Origin of the sequence: Dyadobacter tibetensis Y620-1 (genome assembly GCF_000566685.1) — a bacterium.
In the GTDB taxonomy this organism is placed as follows: Bacteria; Bacteroidota; Bacteroidia; order Cytophagales; family Spirosomataceae; genus Dyadobacter; species Dyadobacter tibetensis.
In genome coordinates this window covers 189,414-204,472 of record NZ_AZQN01000003.1, presented here as the reverse complement: position 1 = coordinate 204,472, position 15,059 = coordinate 189,414, and the positions used below count along the sequence as shown (strand labels likewise).

16 protein-coding genes are annotated in these 15,059 nt (G+C 43.8%); 5 read left to right on the top strand and 11 right to left on the bottom strand.

Annotated features, from left to right (window positions below):
* Nucleotides 1-16: 16 nt before the first annotated feature.
* Both X939_RS0107910 and X939_RS0107905 read right to left on the bottom strand, forming a co-directional pair.
* Nucleotides 17-646 carry a DedA family protein gene (locus X939_RS0107910; RefSeq protein ID WP_025762721.1) on the bottom strand — a complete coding sequence of 210 codons (630 nt, stop codon included), beginning with the start codon at nt 644-646 and terminating at the stop codon, nt 17-19.
* A 52-nt stretch (nt 647-698) separates the two neighbouring features.
* Complete coding sequence (locus X939_RS0107905) at nt 699-2,570, bottom strand: ABC-F family ATP-binding cassette domain-containing protein (RefSeq protein ID WP_025762720.1); 1,872 nt, start codon at nt 2,568-2,570, stop codon at nt 699-701.
* A gap of 133 nt (nt 2,571-2,703) precedes the next feature.
* Between X939_RS0107905 and X939_RS0107900 the strand changes: the two genes are divergently transcribed.
* The 3 genes from X939_RS0107900 to X939_RS0107890 all read left to right on the top strand — a co-directional run bounded on the left by X939_RS0107900 (nt 2,704) and on the right by X939_RS0107890 (nt 5,345).
* The gene (locus X939_RS0107900; RefSeq protein ID WP_025762719.1) at nt 2,704-3,690 is read left to right on the top strand and encodes a formylglycine-generating enzyme family protein; all 987 of its coding nucleotides are present in this window, start codon (nt 2,704-2,706) and stop codon (nt 3,688-3,690) included.
* 29 nt (nt 3,691-3,719) lie between these two features.
* Nucleotides 3,720-5,063: a Gfo/Idh/MocA family oxidoreductase gene (locus X939_RS0107895; RefSeq protein WP_025762718.1), complete on the top strand. Its 1,344-nt coding sequence runs from the start codon at nt 3,720-3,722 to the stop codon at nt 5,061-5,063.
* A 90-nt stretch (nt 5,064-5,153) separates the two neighbouring features.
* Entirely contained in the window at nt 5,154-5,345 is a 192-nt protein-coding gene (locus X939_RS0107890) for a hypothetical protein (protein WP_025762717.1), read from the top strand.
* Here the strand turns inward: X939_RS0107890 and aroC are convergent, their stop codons facing one another.
* Together aroC and X939_RS0107880 are read right to left on the bottom strand one after the other, a co-directional pair.
* Nucleotides 5,346-6,437, bottom strand: coding sequence for a chorismate synthase (gene aroC, locus X939_RS0107885; RefSeq protein ID WP_025762716.1), 1,092 nt, complete (start codon nt 6,435-6,437; stop codon nt 5,346-5,348). It abuts the gene before it with no gap.
* Between the two features lie 5 nt (nt 6,438-6,442).
* Entirely contained in the window at nt 6,443-7,837 is a 1,395-nt protein-coding gene (locus X939_RS0107880; RefSeq protein WP_025762715.1) for a BatD family protein, read from the bottom strand.
* 113 nt (nt 7,838-7,950) lie between these two features.
* Here X939_RS0107880 and X939_RS22190 point away from each other — a divergent pair, with 113 nt between their 5' ends.
* Entirely contained in the window at nt 7,951-8,145 is a 195-nt protein-coding gene (locus X939_RS22190) for a hypothetical protein (protein ID WP_044198818.1), read from the top strand.
* A 78-nt stretch (nt 8,146-8,223) separates the two neighbouring features.
* On the opposite strand, the gene X939_RS0107870 is transcribed toward X939_RS22190, so the two are convergent.
* The 7 genes from X939_RS0107870 to X939_RS0107840 form a co-directional block, all read right to left on the bottom strand.
* The gene (locus tag X939_RS0107870; RefSeq protein WP_052353443.1) at nt 8,224-9,930 is read right to left on the bottom strand and encodes a tetratricopeptide repeat protein; all 1,707 of its coding nucleotides are present in this window, start codon (nt 9,928-9,930) and stop codon (nt 8,224-8,226) included.
* Between the two features lie 92 nt (nt 9,931-10,022).
* The gene (locus X939_RS0107865; RefSeq protein WP_198034379.1) at nt 10,023-10,970 is read right to left on the bottom strand and encodes a substrate-binding domain-containing protein; all 948 of its coding nucleotides are present in this window, start codon (nt 10,968-10,970) and stop codon (nt 10,023-10,025) included.
* Between the two features lie 12 nt (nt 10,971-10,982).
* Nucleotides 10,983-11,195 (bottom strand): hypothetical protein, encoded by a 213-nt coding sequence (locus X939_RS0107860; RefSeq protein WP_025762712.1) that lies wholly within the window; start codon nt 11,193-11,195, stop codon nt 10,983-10,985.
* Between the two features lie 2 nt (nt 11,196-11,197).
* Nucleotides 11,198-12,022, bottom strand: coding sequence for an energy transducer TonB (locus tag X939_RS0107855; RefSeq protein WP_025762711.1), 825 nt, complete (start codon nt 12,020-12,022; stop codon nt 11,198-11,200).
* Nucleotides 12,023-12,058: 36 nt separating this feature from the next.
* Complete coding sequence (locus X939_RS0107850; protein WP_025762710.1) at nt 12,059-12,637, bottom strand: ExbD/TolR family protein; 579 nt, start codon at nt 12,635-12,637, stop codon at nt 12,059-12,061.
* Between the two features lie 27 nt (nt 12,638-12,664).
* A complete protein-coding gene (locus X939_RS0107845; RefSeq protein ID WP_025762709.1) occupies nt 12,665-13,294 on the bottom strand; it encodes an ExbD/TolR family protein in 630 nt (209 codons plus the stop codon).
* A 59-nt stretch (nt 13,295-13,353) separates the two neighbouring features.
* Nucleotides 13,354-14,193 (bottom strand): MotA/TolQ/ExbB proton channel family protein, encoded by an 840-nt coding sequence (locus X939_RS0107840; protein WP_025762708.1) that lies wholly within the window; start codon nt 14,191-14,193, stop codon nt 13,354-13,356.
* Nucleotides 14,194-14,771: 578 nt separating this feature from the next.
* Between X939_RS0107840 and gatC the strand changes: the two genes are divergently transcribed.
* Nucleotides 14,772-15,059: an Asp-tRNA(Asn)/Glu-tRNA(Gln) amidotransferase subunit GatC gene (gene gatC, locus X939_RS0107835; RefSeq protein WP_025762707.1), complete on the top strand. Its 288-nt coding sequence runs from the start codon at nt 14,772-14,774 to the stop codon at nt 15,057-15,059.

Here is a 15,059-nt window from a genome sequence, read left to right as displayed (position 1 = left end):
TTCCAACGGCTTTTTGTCATTTCATTTCTTTACGAGCGTTCAGGTAGCCCTTCACCACTGTGAAGGTAGTAATGGCCAGGAAGAACAGTATAATATAGTGTACATAGTCCACAATCCAGGGGAAACGCTCTCCAAACAAAAAGCCCCCCCCCGTTAGTAAACCAATCCAGATGGCGGCCCCTGCCACGTTATTGAACAAGAAAGAAGGGAATTGCATTTTTACAAGACCGGCCAATATGGGAGCGAAGGTCCTGACAATAGGGAGAAACCGGCTGATTATGAGTGTTCGGCTTCCATAGCGTATAAAATATTCCCTTGTAGTTTCCAGGTGTTTTTTCTTAAAAAATAACGAGTCTTTACGGTTTTCAAAGAGGCCGCTAAAATATTTGCCAAAGATATACCCTACCAATGAGCCAAGCACGGCTGCAGTAAACATGCATATTAATAAAATAGCAATGGGCACTTTCAAGATACCGGTTCCACAAAAAACTCCAGCAAGAAAAACCAGATAATCGCCCGGAAGAAAAAAGGCGAAAAACAATCCATTTTCCGCAAATACAATAAGCGTTATAACCATGAGGCCGCCCGTGCGAATGAGCTCCTCAGAATTGAGCAGATATTGAAAAAACTCTATTACCGAATTCATGATAGAAATATTAGGTACTACTTAGGAGCGTTCCGAACCGAGAAAATCAAAGTTAAACATTTTCCGATAGCTCCAGCCACCTTAGTTCTTTATCCTCCAGGGCTGCACTGATTTCCTCGACTTCCTTAGCCCATTGGGTAAGTTCCTCATGACTCCCCCCTTTATTAAGTCGATCGATAGCCTCAGCCTTCTTCTTTTCCAACTGAGCCATTTCGTCTTCCAAACCTTCGTATTCCTTTTGTTCCTTATAGCTAAGCTTCTTTTTGGCAACTGTCGGCGCAGGTGCTTCTACAACAGGGGTGGCCACTACCGTCTCTTTCATTGGGGCATTTTTTTGTTCCTGCTTGGTCTCTTCCTGGTAGTCTCTAAGCTCGGTATAATTACCAGGGAAGTCGCTAATTTTGCCCTCACCTTCGAAAACGAATATATGTTCTACCAGGCGATCTAAGAAATATCGGTCGTGAGAAACGATCATAAGACAGCCAGGGAATGTGGCCAAGAATTCTTCAATTACGTTCAGGCTGCTAATATCTAAATCGTTGGTTGGCTCATCCAGAATCAGGAAATTGGGCTCTTTCATTAGAATTAGTAAGAGCTGCAACCTTCTCTTTTCCCCCCCACTAAGTTTAGCCACGAAATCATACTGTTTTTCGGGGGTGAATAAAAATGCCTGAAGCATATGCGTTACTGTCACCGTTTCACCGGTTCCAAGGCGCACCACTTCGGCCACATCCTTCACTACATCGATTACCCGCTGGTTATCATCGAAGACCATGTCCGATTGCCGGTAATAACCAAAGTTCACTGTCTCTCCCGTTACTACCTTCCCCTTATCAGGCTCTAGCTCACCCATTATCATATTGAGTAAGGTAGACTTACCCATACCATTCTTTCCTACTATTCCTATACGATCGCCGCGGCGGAAAGTGTATTCAAAATCGCGGATCAATTGACGATCCCCAAACCCTTTGCTTACATGTTCAAGTTCTACGATTTTACTTCCTAATCGTGAAGTACGCACGTTCAATTCTAACTGGGTATCTACTTTCTTTTGACTGGCTTTTTCCTTTAGCTCTTCGAAGGCGTCGACCCGATATTTGGCCTTTGTCCCTCTGGCCTTAGGCTGTCTACGGATCCAGTCCAGCTCTTTCCGCATCAGGTTACGAGCCTTATCTATCCCGGCAGCCTCGATTTCTTCCCGTTCTGCTTTTTTTTCTAAAAAGTAAGAATAGTTGCCTTTATAAGTAAAGGCGGAACCGTTATCTAATTCAAAGACCTGGTTACATACTGTATCCAGGAAGTAACGGTCGTGGGTAACGACCAATAAAGTAGTGTTCTGCGTATTCAAATAATTCTCCAGCCACTCCACTGTGTCCAGATCAAGATGGTTGGTAGGTTCATCTAGGATTAGTAAGTCTGGTTCTTCCAGAAGCACTTTGGCCAGCGCTACTCTTTTTCGCTGCCCTCCAGAGAGTGTTCCATAGAGGCTCTCGGTTTGGTGAATTCCCAACCGTCCTAAAATTTCTTTGGTTCTCGATTCAAAATCCCAGGCGTTGAGACTATCCATATCCTCCATAAGCTCCATCATAGCGTCTTGGTCATCAGCCTCCAAAGCCTGTTCATATTTTTTAACGACCTGGGCTACAGGATTGGAAGAAGAAAAGATAACATCCATTACCGCCATACCTTCATCAAAAGCCGGGCTTTGATCTAGATACCCTACCCTGATATTCTTCCGAACACTCACCGAGCCTTCGGAAGCAGGAAGCTTTCCCGTCAAGATATTCAGAAAGGTCGTCTTACCGGTTCCATTGGTACCAATCAAGGCCACTTTATCCCCTTTACTGATGCCAAAATTAATATTTTTAAAAAGCCATTTGTCGGCAAATGACTTAGAGATATTTTCTGCTGAAAGATAATTCATGTAATAAAATCTGATTCTGTTTGTGCAAAGGTAGGATAGTTATCAAAGAAAAAATTCGTTTTACTAAGGTAAAAACGATAATATTGTTTCTTATTTTAAGTTAGTTGCGTCATATTGAACACATCCAATTATCATGTACAAAAAAATCCTAATCCTAATCCCTTTAACGTTTTTAAGCACCTTTTCATTTTCCCAAACCAAAGACTTTAAAAATTACACCCAAAAAATTGGGGGTAGTCCACAAGTCTATGACATGGTGGCAATCAAAGGCGGCGAGTTTATCATGGGAAGTCCTGCCACCGAGAAAGGACATGAATCCGACGAAGGCCCACAGCATAAGGTTAAAATAGAACCTTTCTGGATGGGCAAATATGAGGTTTCCTGGGACATCTACGATCTTTATTCTTTCAAAAACATGGAGAAAGAAATGGCGGCACGTCATCCTGATCCTGAGAAGAGTGTCGTAAAAACAGATGCCAGTACCCGTCCAAGCCCCCCTTATGTAGATATGTCTTTCGGAATGGGCCGCGAGAAATATCCAGCTATTAACATGACTCAGTATGCGGCCATATACTTCTGTAAGTGGTTATACGATAAGACTGGCATCTTCTATCGCCTACCTACCGAGGCTGAATGGGAATACGCCTGCCGCGCTGGAAGCCAGACTGCTTATTCTTTCGGCAACGATCCCGCCAAATTGGACGAATATGCCTGGTATAGTAAAAACAGCGATGGTTCCTACAAAAACATTGGTCTTAAAAAGCCCAATGCCTGGGGACTGCACGACATGCACGGTAACGTAATGGAATGGACTTTAGACCAATACCTGCCCGACTATTACAGTAAAAAACCTGCTGGCGAGAAGTTTGCTCCTGTAACAGAGCTTTACCCTACTGCAGTACGTGGTGGCTCCTGGGACGACGATGCAGAAAATCTAAGAAGTGCTGCCCGAACGGCTTCCAAGCCCGAGTGGAAAATTCTTGATCCACAATTGCCAAAAAGTGAATGGTGGATGACTAGTGCTTCTTTTGTAGGATTTAGAGTAGTTCGCCCCCTAAAGACGCCTTCTAAGGAAGAAATCGAAGCGTACTACAATCCACCTTTGATTGAAGACTATTGATCTAACCAAAATCACTAACCTTAACTATCATGAATCAGAACAGAAGAGACTTTTTGAAAGCCACGGGAGTCATCGCCGGGGGCGCTATGTTGAACCCCATTACGGGTAAAGCCTATAATAGCTCTGTTGACGACGTAATTCGTGTAGCCCTGATTGGCTGCGGGGGTCGCGGAACTGGCGCTGCTGCCCAGGCTCTTAGTACGGCCCAAAACGTGCAGGTGGTAGCCATGGCCGACGCCTTCCAAGATCGTCTTGACAATTCATATCAAAACCTCACGGCCAAAAAATACAAAGATGCGGCGGGTAAAGAGGTTGATATTAAAACAAAAGTAAACGTTCCTGACCACAACAAATTTGTCGGTTTCGATGCCTACAAAAAAGCCATTGCCCTTAAAGAGGTAGATGTGGTCATTTTAGCCACTCCTCCTGGCTTTCGCCCCTGGCACTTCGAAGAAGCTGTCAAGAATAACAAACAAGTCTTTATGGAGAAGCCTGTAGCTACCGATGCTCCTGGGATTCGTAAGGTCCTGGAAGTTGCTCAGGAAGCCAAGCGTAAGAAGCTGAACGTGGTAGTTGGGTTACAACGTCATTACCAGGCCAATTACCGCGAGGCCATTCGCCGAATCCAGGACGGTGCCATAGGTGATATCGTAGGAGGGCAGGTTTACTGGGTAGGAAGTAGCCCTTGGGTACGTGAGCGCAAGCCAGAATATACCGAGATGGAATATCAAATGAGAAACTGGTATTACTTCAACTGGCTATGTGGGGACCATATTTTGGAACAACATGTACACAATATTGATGTGGCCAATTGGGTAAAAGGAAGCTACCCGGTGGAAGTTCAGGGCACCGGAGGTCGCCAGGTGCGCGATGGAAAAGAATATGGTGAAATTTATGACCACCATATCCTGGACATGGTTTACGACGATGGTACCGTAATTTCCAGCCAGTGCCGACAGTTTCAGGGTACTTGGAACCGCGTAGACGAGGCATTTGTCGGCACCAAAGGTCGTATCGACAGCTTCGATGGTAAGAAGACCATTCTAAAGGATTACAAAGGGAATGCCATTTACAGCCATAATGGCCAAAACGATAAAAATCCTTATCAGGTAGAGCATGATGAGCTATTCGCTGCGATTGCCAAAGGAGAATTTAAATTTTCGGACGCCGAGAACGCTGCCAAAAGTACGATGACCGCACTGATGGGACGTATGGCCACCTATTCTGGTAAGCTTATCAAATGGGAAGAGGCATTAAATTCAAAAATTAATTTATTCCCGGAGACGTTAGCATGGGATGCTAAGCCTAAGGTTTTACCCGATGCAGATGGATTTTATCCGGTTGCGATTCCTGGAAAAACTCAGGTAATCTAGATTTTTGCTCAATAACAAAAAAACGGAGGAGCAAATTGCTCTTCCGTTTTTTTGTTACCTTCACTTTATAATCATCCTATCACTAAATTCGTGAATTTTAATTTTGGTAATTCCATCACCCTACTTATTGCAGGTTTAATGGTGGTCATTATTGGCGTAGTTTTTAATATGAAAAGTGAGTCAATAGGAAATCCCGTAATCTTCGGGGGGCTAGCGCTCGCTTTTATAGGCAGCATCTGTGTGGTTTTGAGCCTTAATCACCGTCGCCGTCGGAACAAATGACTAAGAAATAACGGGAGCCTTAGCACTCAGGTTTCGCAAATAAAAATCAGCAAGGACTAAGGCCGCCATGGCCTCAACGATAGGAACGGCACGAGGCACCACACAGGGATCGTGCCTACCTTTTCCTTGAACGACGGCAATGTCTCCATGCTGATCCACACTCTCCTGGTCCTGCATAATGGTAGCTACAGGCTTGAAGGCTACTTTGAAATAGATATCAGCCCCATTGGAGATTCCTCCTTGAATACCACCGGAATGATTGCTTCTCGTACGTACAGCACCGGCATCATCGACAAAAAAGGCATCGTTATGGGCCGAACCTAACATGGCCACACCTTCGAAGCCTGAACCATATTCGAACCCCTTAACGGCATTGATGCTCAGCATACCTTTTCCAAGCTCTGCATGAAGTTTGTCGAAAACGGGCTCGCCCCAACCTGCGGGTGTTCCGGTAACGACGCAATTCACTACACCACCTATTGAATCTCCTTGTTTGCGTATCTGGTCAATATAATCAAACATTTGGCTGGCCATTGCGGGATCTGGGCACCGAACTGCGTTTCCCTCTGTCAGGCTTAGGTCTAACTCGGTATAGGGCTTTTCCAATTTCAGGGTCCCTACCTGGGACACATAAGCTTGAATATTCACGCCCATTCCTTTTAACAAGGTTTTGGCAATAGCACCTGCCGCTACCCTGGCGGCTGTTTCGCGGGCCGAGCTGCGCCCTCCCCCCCGGTAATCCCGGACTCCATATTTCTCTTGATAGGTATAATCAGCATGCGAAGGCCGGAACTGTGCCGATATATGAGAATAGTCCTTGCTACGCTGATCCTGGTTCCGTATAAGCAGGGCGATAGGCGTGCCGGTGGTTTTACCTTCAAACACACCTGAGAGCACCTCAAACTCATCTGCTTCCTTCCGCTGGGTGGTAATCCGCGACTGCCCCGGCTTGCGCCTGGTTAGCTCACTTTGAATAAAATCTGAATCGAAGTCTACACCCGCCGGGCAGCCATCAATAACGACCCCAATGCCCGAACCATGTGACTCTCCAAAGGTTGAAATATTAAATATCTTTCCGAATGTACTACCCATTGTATTTATTTTCTGAAAACCCAAACCATTACTACCAGCAATAAAATTACGACCAGATTGGAAAGGATTTTTACTATTTGAGAATAATTTATAAATGTCTGACTACTGTCCCGGGATTCTATGGAGTCATAGAGCCCGTTCGAACTTCCCAAAGATAGATTACCTAAGGAATAATCCTCACCCTTTACCTGTACTATTTTACTAGAACGGAGCGTGTCATACCGCGCTGCACGGGTATCGAAATAGACCCATTGAAAGTAACGGCTAAAGGGAAATGTCCCGTCTTTGCGGGGTACCACAAAATATTCAAATCCTTTTTCTCCAGAAACGGTTTGGGCCGTGCGGCTTACAACCTGACTTAATTCAGGAGGATAAAAGTCGAATGCAGCATTAGGCAAAATATCTGGGGCAGGAATCCCCACTATATTACCTTTCCCTACAATTTTAAATTGATATCGGACACTCTCTCCAGGAAAGACTTCTTCGCTCGAGAGCTGTTCCCGCAATTGATACTCTCCCACAGCTACCTGGTCTCGCAGCGGATGCGGAGGCAGGGGTTTCACTTCTATATTAAAAGCTTTAGAATAAAACTTCTCAATAATCTTCTTTTCTGTATTGACGGTGCCCTGCCTATCTACCACCAGCATACTAAGCGCTACTGAGGGAATACGGATATTCTCTAATTTGAGAGGGAAGAAATGCGCTCGATACATCTGATACTCATTATAATTTCTTTGCCTAATCTTTACCCTCCTTTTTACTATTTCTTCTATCCCCGTATTTTCCTCCCAACATCCCAGAGGCCTTACCTTGGCAAGAATCGCCTGAAGCTGCTCATTAAACTGATAAAATTCCATTTCTATGGGAGCATCTTCAGCTATATATAATGATATCCCCAAACTAAATCCTTCCCGAATATATACCGAACTTTTGTCGGCCCGTATGGCAAAAAATACCTGGTCGCCTGCCCGCTCATCGGCCGGTAATAGCTTATCGGGCATCACGACTCCTGCCGCATTTTCGTTTTCGGAAAATGTTACAGAAGTCTCCCCAGAGTGAAGCCGGGTTCCCAGCACTTGCAGGTCGAAAGATGGAATAACGTAACGTCCTGCTTTACTGGCATAATACTCCTGACTAATTTTCTGGACTACCAATTTTACACCATCCACCGTTTGATAAGAACTGGTAGCGGAAGTACTTCTTTTCTCCAACCCATCTATATCGGGAAATGCAATAGAAGGCCGCTTTTCAGAGTCTGTAAGCACCACGGAGATCGTTAAGGGCTCCGACAGTTTGATCAGCTTACCACTGAAAATAATTTTTGCATCAATTCTTTCCGGCTGAGCCCGAATAGTACAAAAAAAGAAAGAAATAATACCGGCTAAAATATATACTTTCATCAAATTATTTCGTTAAATTTATATTATTGAATGGATCAATACGATTTAACGCTTTCTAAGAGTTTATTAAGAGTCGATTTGTTTCATCCCTAAACCACAAAACTATAAAAACAATGGCCTCCATGCTTGAATACATTAAAATTATTCTGCAAAAGGTAAGTTTTGATCGTAGGTTGTTTGAGAAGGAGTTACGCAAGGCCATCAGAATGCTGATGCCTGCCGAAGTAAAAAGACTTAGATTATGGTGTTATGAAAACTACAGTGCCGTCCACCTTCCGGTACTCAACAGCTGTTTTACACTAACCTAGATGGTTACTTATCTTTAAATAACGAGAGGCCCCTTGGAAGTATCCAAGGGGCCTCTCGTTGTAAATTACCCTGGGGTATTATTTATTTTTGGTTGCGGTAGTAGCAGTGCTATCAGCCGTCATTCCAAGTGCTTCTTTTGCATTTACATTCCCCGGATCTATAGCCAATAGCTTTTCCCAGGTGGCTTTCGACTTTGCAGGATCGTTCAAGGTCGTCTGGTAATAAAAGGCCAAATAACCGTAAGCCAGCTTCAGATAACTGTTATACTTAGAAGGATCTTCATCCTTTTCGGCCAGTTCTACCAATTTCTCGTAGTAGGGCGCTGAAATACCTTTATCGATATTTTCCTGACGATCGTATGCATTATACAATGAGCTTGCTCTCCAGTAGTAAGCGAATGGCCAGTCTGGCGTCTTAGTAGTTACAACCTGGAAGCTAGAGTCTGCCGATAGGTAAAGCTCCTTTTTACGCTGAGCAATGGCTGCGCTGTCCATAGATCCTGCAGGGATTACCACGTTAGTGGCCTGCTGGAAATACGAAAGACCTAGATAAAAAAGGTCATTGGGAGTGGCTTTAGTAGTATCCAGCTCAATTCCCTTCTTGTAGGCAGGGGCTGCCTTCTTGAAGTCTTTTGCACCGTAATATAGAGCAGCAACCTCCTTATAGGTAGCAGCAGCATCGGCCGAACTCGTATCAATATCGGCGCCTTTCAGCATATACACCACACCAAGTGAATCATAACCTTTTCCTTCGGTCTCTGTCAAATTATAAGCGCGACCAAGATATTTATAGTCATCAGCAATTACCTTATCCGGAGCTATTTTGATGAATTCTTCAAGGTTTTCAATGGCCTTCTCAGGCTCATTAGTCTTAAAATAAGACCATCCATACATACGCTTCATGATAGGATCATCCGTACGACCTTTCAAATCGTCTAATAGCTGAATGGATTTCGAATAATCATCAGCTGTAAAGGCGAACTTAGAAGCTCTCATTTGCATATCTACGCTGGTGTTGCCACTCTTGGTAAGGTACAAATCGAAGTTCTCAGCCGCTTTTTTGTACTGTTGTGCAAGGAAGAACAACTCGGCCAGATCTTTGTAGGCAGGAGCGAAGTCAGGGTTGGCTTCAATTGCCTTCTTATAGTTTTCTAGGGCTAGGTTGTAATTCTTACCGCGAAGGTATACCTGTCCAATACGATTATGGGCTACAGCGTAATTGGGTTTCGCTGTAAGTGCATACTCATAAGCAGTAACAGCAGCTCCACCTTCATTACGCATCATAAGAGCATCACCCTTTACCAGGTAAGCATCTGCCAAAGAATTATCACGTTTTACGGCTTCGTCTAATAAACGAATAGCTTCAGCTGGATCACTATTTTTCTCAAATAACGTGTAAGCCTCACCAATCCGGTAAAGTACTTCTGCATCCTTCTTTTTCTTCTTTTCAGCCAGGTCAAAAAGCTCCTTAGCAGCGGCTTTATCGCCTTTACCAAGCGCCACCATACCTTGACCTACCATATTAAGATACGATTTTGAGTCCATTTCCAGACCCTTATCGAAGGCTTTTTTAGCTTCGTCCAGCTGATTGGTCTTTACGAAGTAATAACCTAGGTAAAACTGATTGTCTGCTGATGAGCCATCTGCTGCCAGTTTTTTAAACACTTCTCCCGCCTCCTTCTCTTTCTCACCATGAAGTAATGCAACTCCATCCTGAACAGATTGTGCGTGCACTCCCAGAAAGGACATAACCCCCAGGGCTACTAAAATTAATTTACTTTTCATCTTTTTGTACATTTTTTACCCGGTTAATTTAATGATAAAAAATTTGGTTATTCAATAACAAATTCCAAATGTAATAAATTGTGCAAGCAATTCTAAAAATTATTTCCAGTGGTAATCTCCAATTGTCTTGGATAAGGAGTAGTGGGCAACAATCCCATTTTCTGGATTATAAGGCCGCCTACGTCCCTGGCTATATAGGTCATCAGGCCACCACCAAGGCCCGAATACCCTTCTCTACTAATCAAATACAATTCACGATGCAGGGGGTATCGTTTAAATTCCAAGCCCCCTTGAAAAGGCTGAATATACTCTGAAATTTTCGCTGGTTGGTCGTTTTTAGCTATTCCCAGCACCCTTATGCCCCTGGAGAGCTCTACCGAACGCAGGGCCGTGCCGTCGCTAATCCAGTTGACACCTATAAAACCCAGGTACTTAGGATTCTGTCGTACCAACTCAATCACTTTCTCATTAGAACCCGCCGAGAGCACACGAAGATGGTCGATGGACTTCAGGTTGAACTTGTTCATAACGAAGTTCAGGTTACTGGCATTGATATTATCAAAAACAAGGGTAATGAGGCCAGTAGTATTACCATCCTGGAGCTCCTCCCAACTCTTGATTTTTCCTTCGAAAATACTTTTCACCTCTGAGAGTGTCATCAGTGTATCGGTATTTGCCTTGCTTACCAGCAATGCCAGGCCATCAGTAGCGATATGCTGAGCTTTTTGAAAACCCTTTTGAGATTTTATTATTTCCTTCTCTTTGTCATTAAGCTTGCGGGTGGCGAAAACCACACGTGCGCTGTCCTGCAAAAGCTGAAGGATCGCATTCTGCTCGGGCTTATAGTCTACCTTGAAATGCGCATTGGGATAAATCCCTTCATAGGCATTGGTAAGCGCATCTACGAGCGGTTTAAAGGATTCGTCCGACGCAATAGTTATCTCCCCACTTGTAGGATTATCCAGATGCGTCCGGTCATTACCACATGCGAGTAACATACCCGTCAGCCCTACCCATAAAGTCCTACTAATTTTATTCATAGAATTGCTACGCTAAGCCTTATATTTTCTCCAAGTCCTATAGGCCCTCAAGGCTCCATAAGCAATAAGTATGCCAGCAAATCCATATCGTGCCGGACTTCCGACTGGCATTAAGCTAAAAGACAAGGAGGAGAAGATCAAGTAGATCCCTCCTCCCGCATATGTTAATGCCATCAACACAGAGGCCAGATCAGTGATCTTCTCATGTAATGGTCTTTCCGACATGATTACTCAAGCTGGAAGTTGATAGGCAAGTTGTACTTCACACGTACAGCCCGGCCCGATTGCTTTCCAGGCTTCCATTTCGGCATGGCCTTTACCACCCTCATGGCTTCCTCGTCACAGCCGAAGCCCAATCCTTTCAATACGGAAACGTCTTGAATACTACCATCTACGTTTACAACGAAGGACAAGAAAACACGTCCGGATACGTTGGCACGAGAGGCTGCACTTGGATACTTGATATTCTTACTCAAGAACTTGTACATTTCCGAAGTACCACCTGGGAATTCAGGTTGCTGCTCAACGACTGTAAAGATTTTCTCAGGCTCAGGAGCGGCTTCCACCACGGTACCTTTGCTTGGAGCGGCTACTGCCTCCGGAGCTATAATCAGCTGGTTGGCATTAGGATCACCCTTTACTGTTTCATTGGCAACTACTGCTTCCTTGATTTCCTCTACGGTTGGAGGTGGAGTTTCGATAGGTACCTCTTCATCCTTTTTAACTTCAGGAGGCAGGAACTTCACCGTATTCACCTTCGGCTGCTCTACTGGCGGCGGTGGTGGCGGTGGCGGTTCCGCTGGGTCAATCGGCGGTGGTGGTATTTTCATCAAATCGACTTCAACCATCGGTGCTTCTTCTTCCTTTTCTTTCGACAGACTATCAATAATCGTCGGGGCAAACATGCCCAAAAGGAATAGTGCTGCACCTAAAACGGTAGCCTTTGTGACATCCGATCGGTATCCCTTACGGAGTGAAAACGCACCATACGCCTTATTTCGATCAGCAAACACTATGTCGTCTAGTGTCGCATTCGGGCCTAATTCTGCCATGGCGTTTAAATTATTAGGTTTAATATTCAATTACTTTTAGGGAGCTTCAATCTTATCTCCCAATACTTCTTTTTCTGAATCGGTCAGATTGTCTACCAAAGCATAACGTTTTGATTTGGTAATCGCCATCTCGTCCAACACGTCCACCAGATTTTTGTAGGTAGAGGCTACTGTAGGCTTAATTACTACTACAAAAGCTTCATTTCCTTTTTCATCCTTGGGGTTAGCGGCGTTGATCCTCTTCTGTGAATTAAAAATCACAGTGCGCAGATCGTAGCCGTAACGAGTGGTTCCAAGCTTGGCTTTCGCATCGTCATCATCGGATGCAATTCCGTCCAGGTAGTATACTTCATCGTCCCCACCCAAAAACAGGGTCAAAACTTTGGAAGCCTTTAATGGTTCGGTTTGTGCCTGTTCCTTGTCGTCGTTTTTATCGGGTACGGCAAGCGTCATGGAGGTGGGCTTGGACATAGTCGTCGCCAGCATGAAGAAAGTAATTAGCAAGAAAGCCAAATCCACCATGGGTGTCATATCGACCCGGGTCGAATGTTTTTTGGCCCTTACTTTACCATCTTCCTTACCACCGCCACCACCGCTTTCTTCAATTGCTGCCATGTTTACTCTTAGTTAATGATTAACAATTTATTCCTCGGTGGCCTCTTCTGAAGCATAGCCTGCAGGCGCTGCTTCACTTCCCGTAATCAAGTTAAACTTATTGATGTTCTGCGATTGCAGATTCGAAAGCACATCCTTGAATACCGGAAACTTCGCCAAATTATCCCCCTTCAGGGCGATTCTCAAACCAGGGTCAGCCTTACGAGCTGCATATACCCAATCCGCTAGTTCACTCGTTCCTGTAGAATCCACAGGAATCCCAGGCTGTTTTACAGCACCCATTTGGTCTTTGCTCATATTCAGCCATGCTTTCAATTGGTTCAATGGAAAGCCAAAACTGGTTTGGAGGGCAAACTTCGTTTTCTCCAAATCGGTAAAGGTCACTCCTTTAGTCTGAGCAATGTTGTCAAGCATTGCCACACGAACCGGCTGAGCATCCACGCCAAAAAAGACTTTACCTGCATTGTCTATACTTATGACCATAATCTTATCATCGGGTACCTTGATCTGCGAAATCGAAGTTGGAGTGTTAATCTCCGCTTCATTCGTCTTAAAGGTCGCGGTCATGATAAAGAAGGTCAGAAGTAAGAACCCTACATCCGTCATCGCCGTCATATCGGTATATGGCGCGTGCTTCTTAGGTCTTACTTTTCCCATAGCAAATATATAATTATTTTAGATATTAACGAAACTTACACATAAATAGTTTCAAACTATTAATAGTGCTCAGCAAAATTTGATTGAAGGCTCAAGCCAATTTCATCGATGCTGTAAGTAAGGTCGTCAACACGGCTATTCAAATAGGCGTAAGAAATGGTTGCGATAGCAGAGGTACCAATACCAAGTGCCGTGTTAATAAGGGCCTCAGAGATACCTGTTGCAAGTGCAGCTGAGTCAGGAGAACCAGAAGTACCCAAAGCGGCGAAGGCCTTGATCATACCGATTACCGTTCCTAGAAGGGCGATAAGAGTCGCAGCAGCTGCCAAGGTAGAGATAATGGTCAGGTTTTTCTGAAGCATAGGAAGTTCCAAAGTTGTTGCTTCTTCAATTTCTTTCTGAAGAGCTGCAAGTTTTTGCTCCTTATCCAATTCAGTTTCGGTAGTCAATTGTTTGTACTTCAAAAGACCCGCCTTGATAACGTTCCCAACAGATCCTTTTTGTCTGTCACATTCTTTGATAGCCTCTTCGATTTGGTTCTTGTCAAGCAGGGCACGAATCTTACGAACGAAGTTATCGATGCTTCCACTTCCGTTTGCTTTGGCTAGGGTAATCATACGCTCAATTGTAAATACGATTACAATTAAGAAACAGGTCATCAAGATCGGTACGATAGGCCCTCCCTTATAAACGATTCCGTAGTAATCACCATCGATAGGACCTTTGGCGTGATCGCCATCTTTAAAGTGGGAAGCATCTCCCAGGATAAAAATAAATACACTTAATGCAATAACAAATAAAACAGGGATTACTAACGCCGGATTGAGTCCGCCTTTGCCTTTTGTTGCTGCCGCAGCAGGCTTTGGAGCTGGTGCCGGGTTTGTTGCTTTCTTTTCCATCAGACTTACTTTTAAAGGTTAAATTGAGATTTTGGTTGTGAAATAAATAAAAGTTTTGGTTAAAATAGAGTTTTAGAAAATAATATTTTGATTTGGGTTATGTATTTACCTATCCTACAAAAGTATGGCTTTTCCTTTTAAATAAATGCAAGGGTTTTACAAGAAATTTTAATAAATATTTACTTAAATAAATTTGAAATAGAACTTTTCTCATTTGGAACAATACGTGATAATCAAAAAAAAGGAGGCCTAATTTACTAAGTACCAGATATTTTACCCTTTTATGAAATTTTCTTATAATTGTATTATTGTATATATTTATTGCCAGCTGAATTTTACTTCCATCATGTCAAACATCAAATCTAAGCATTGTGTCATAAAGACCCAATTTTAATAGAACTACTTTTAATAATAACTTTCTTTTGATTTGGCCGTCAGGGCTTATCGCCTCAAAAATATTACTCTCGAGCAATAGCAGTCCTTTACGCAAGGCCCTGAAGGTATTTGAAATTGCAAATTATGTGGTAATTTTGATGGAATCGTAATATTTCTGAGATATATAACAAAATAATAATACTATGAACATCGACTCGGAAACCCTGAACAAAATCGCCCATCTGGCCCGCCTAGAAATAAAACCCGAGGAGCAGCAAGCCCTTATGTCAAGCCTGGAGAATGTGTTATCATGGATGGAACAGCTTAACGAGGTGGACACCACCGGCATTGCTCCACTTACTCATATTACCGGAGAATCGAACCGGTGGCGAGAGGATGTGGCCCTCAACACCCTGAGCCGAAAAGAGGCCTTACAGAATGCTCCATCGAAAACGGATACCTATATGATGGTTCCTAAAGTGATTGAATAA

Coding starts and splice junctions, on each gene's coding strand:
- X939_RS0107910 (WP_025762721.1), bottom strand. CDS start 646: ATGAATTCGGTAATAGAGTTTTTTCAATATCTGCTCAATTCTGAGGAG.
- X939_RS0107905 (WP_025762720.1), bottom strand. CDS start 2,570: ATGAATTATCTTTCAGCAGAAAATATCTCTAAGTCATTTGCCGACAAA.
- X939_RS0107900 (WP_025762719.1), top strand. CDS start 2,704: ATGTACAAAAAAATCCTAATCCTAATCCCTTTAACGTTTTTAAGCACC.
- X939_RS0107895 (WP_025762718.1), top strand. CDS start 3,720: ATGAATCAGAACAGAAGAGACTTTTTGAAAGCCACGGGAGTCATCGCC.
- aroC (WP_025762716.1), bottom strand. CDS start 6,437: ATGGGTAGTACATTCGGAAAGATATTTAATATTTCAACCTTTGGAGAG.
- X939_RS0107880 (WP_025762715.1), bottom strand. CDS start 7,837: ATGAAAGTATATATTTTAGCCGGTATTATTTCTTTCTTTTTTTGTACT.
- X939_RS22190 (WP_044198818.1), top strand. CDS start 7,951: ATGGCCTCCATGCTTGAATACATTAAAATTATTCTGCAAAAGGTAAGT.
- X939_RS0107870 (WP_052353443.1), bottom strand. CDS start 9,930: ATGAAAAGTAAATTAATTTTAGTAGCCCTGGGGGTTATGTCCTTTCTG.
- X939_RS0107865 (WP_198034379.1), bottom strand. CDS start 10,970: ATGAATAAAATTAGTAGGACTTTATGGGTAGGGCTGACGGGTATGTTA.
- X939_RS0107860 (WP_025762712.1), bottom strand. CDS start 11,195: ATGTCGGAAAGACCATTACATGAGAAGATCACTGATCTGGCCTCTGTG.
- X939_RS0107855 (WP_025762711.1), bottom strand. CDS start 12,022: ATGGCAGAATTAGGCCCGAATGCGACACTAGACGACATAGTGTTTGCT.
- X939_RS0107850 (WP_025762710.1), bottom strand. CDS start 12,637: ATGGCAGCAATTGAAGAAAGCGGTGGTGGCGGTGGTAAGGAAGATGGT.
- X939_RS0107845 (WP_025762709.1), bottom strand. CDS start 13,294: ATGGGAAAAGTAAGACCTAAGAAGCACGCGCCATATACCGATATGACG.
- X939_RS0107840 (WP_025762708.1), bottom strand. CDS start 14,193: ATGGAAAAGAAAGCAACAAACCCGGCACCAGCTCCAAAGCCTGCTGCG.
- gatC (WP_025762707.1), top strand. CDS start 14,772: ATGAACATCGACTCGGAAACCCTGAACAAAATCGCCCATCTGGCCCGC.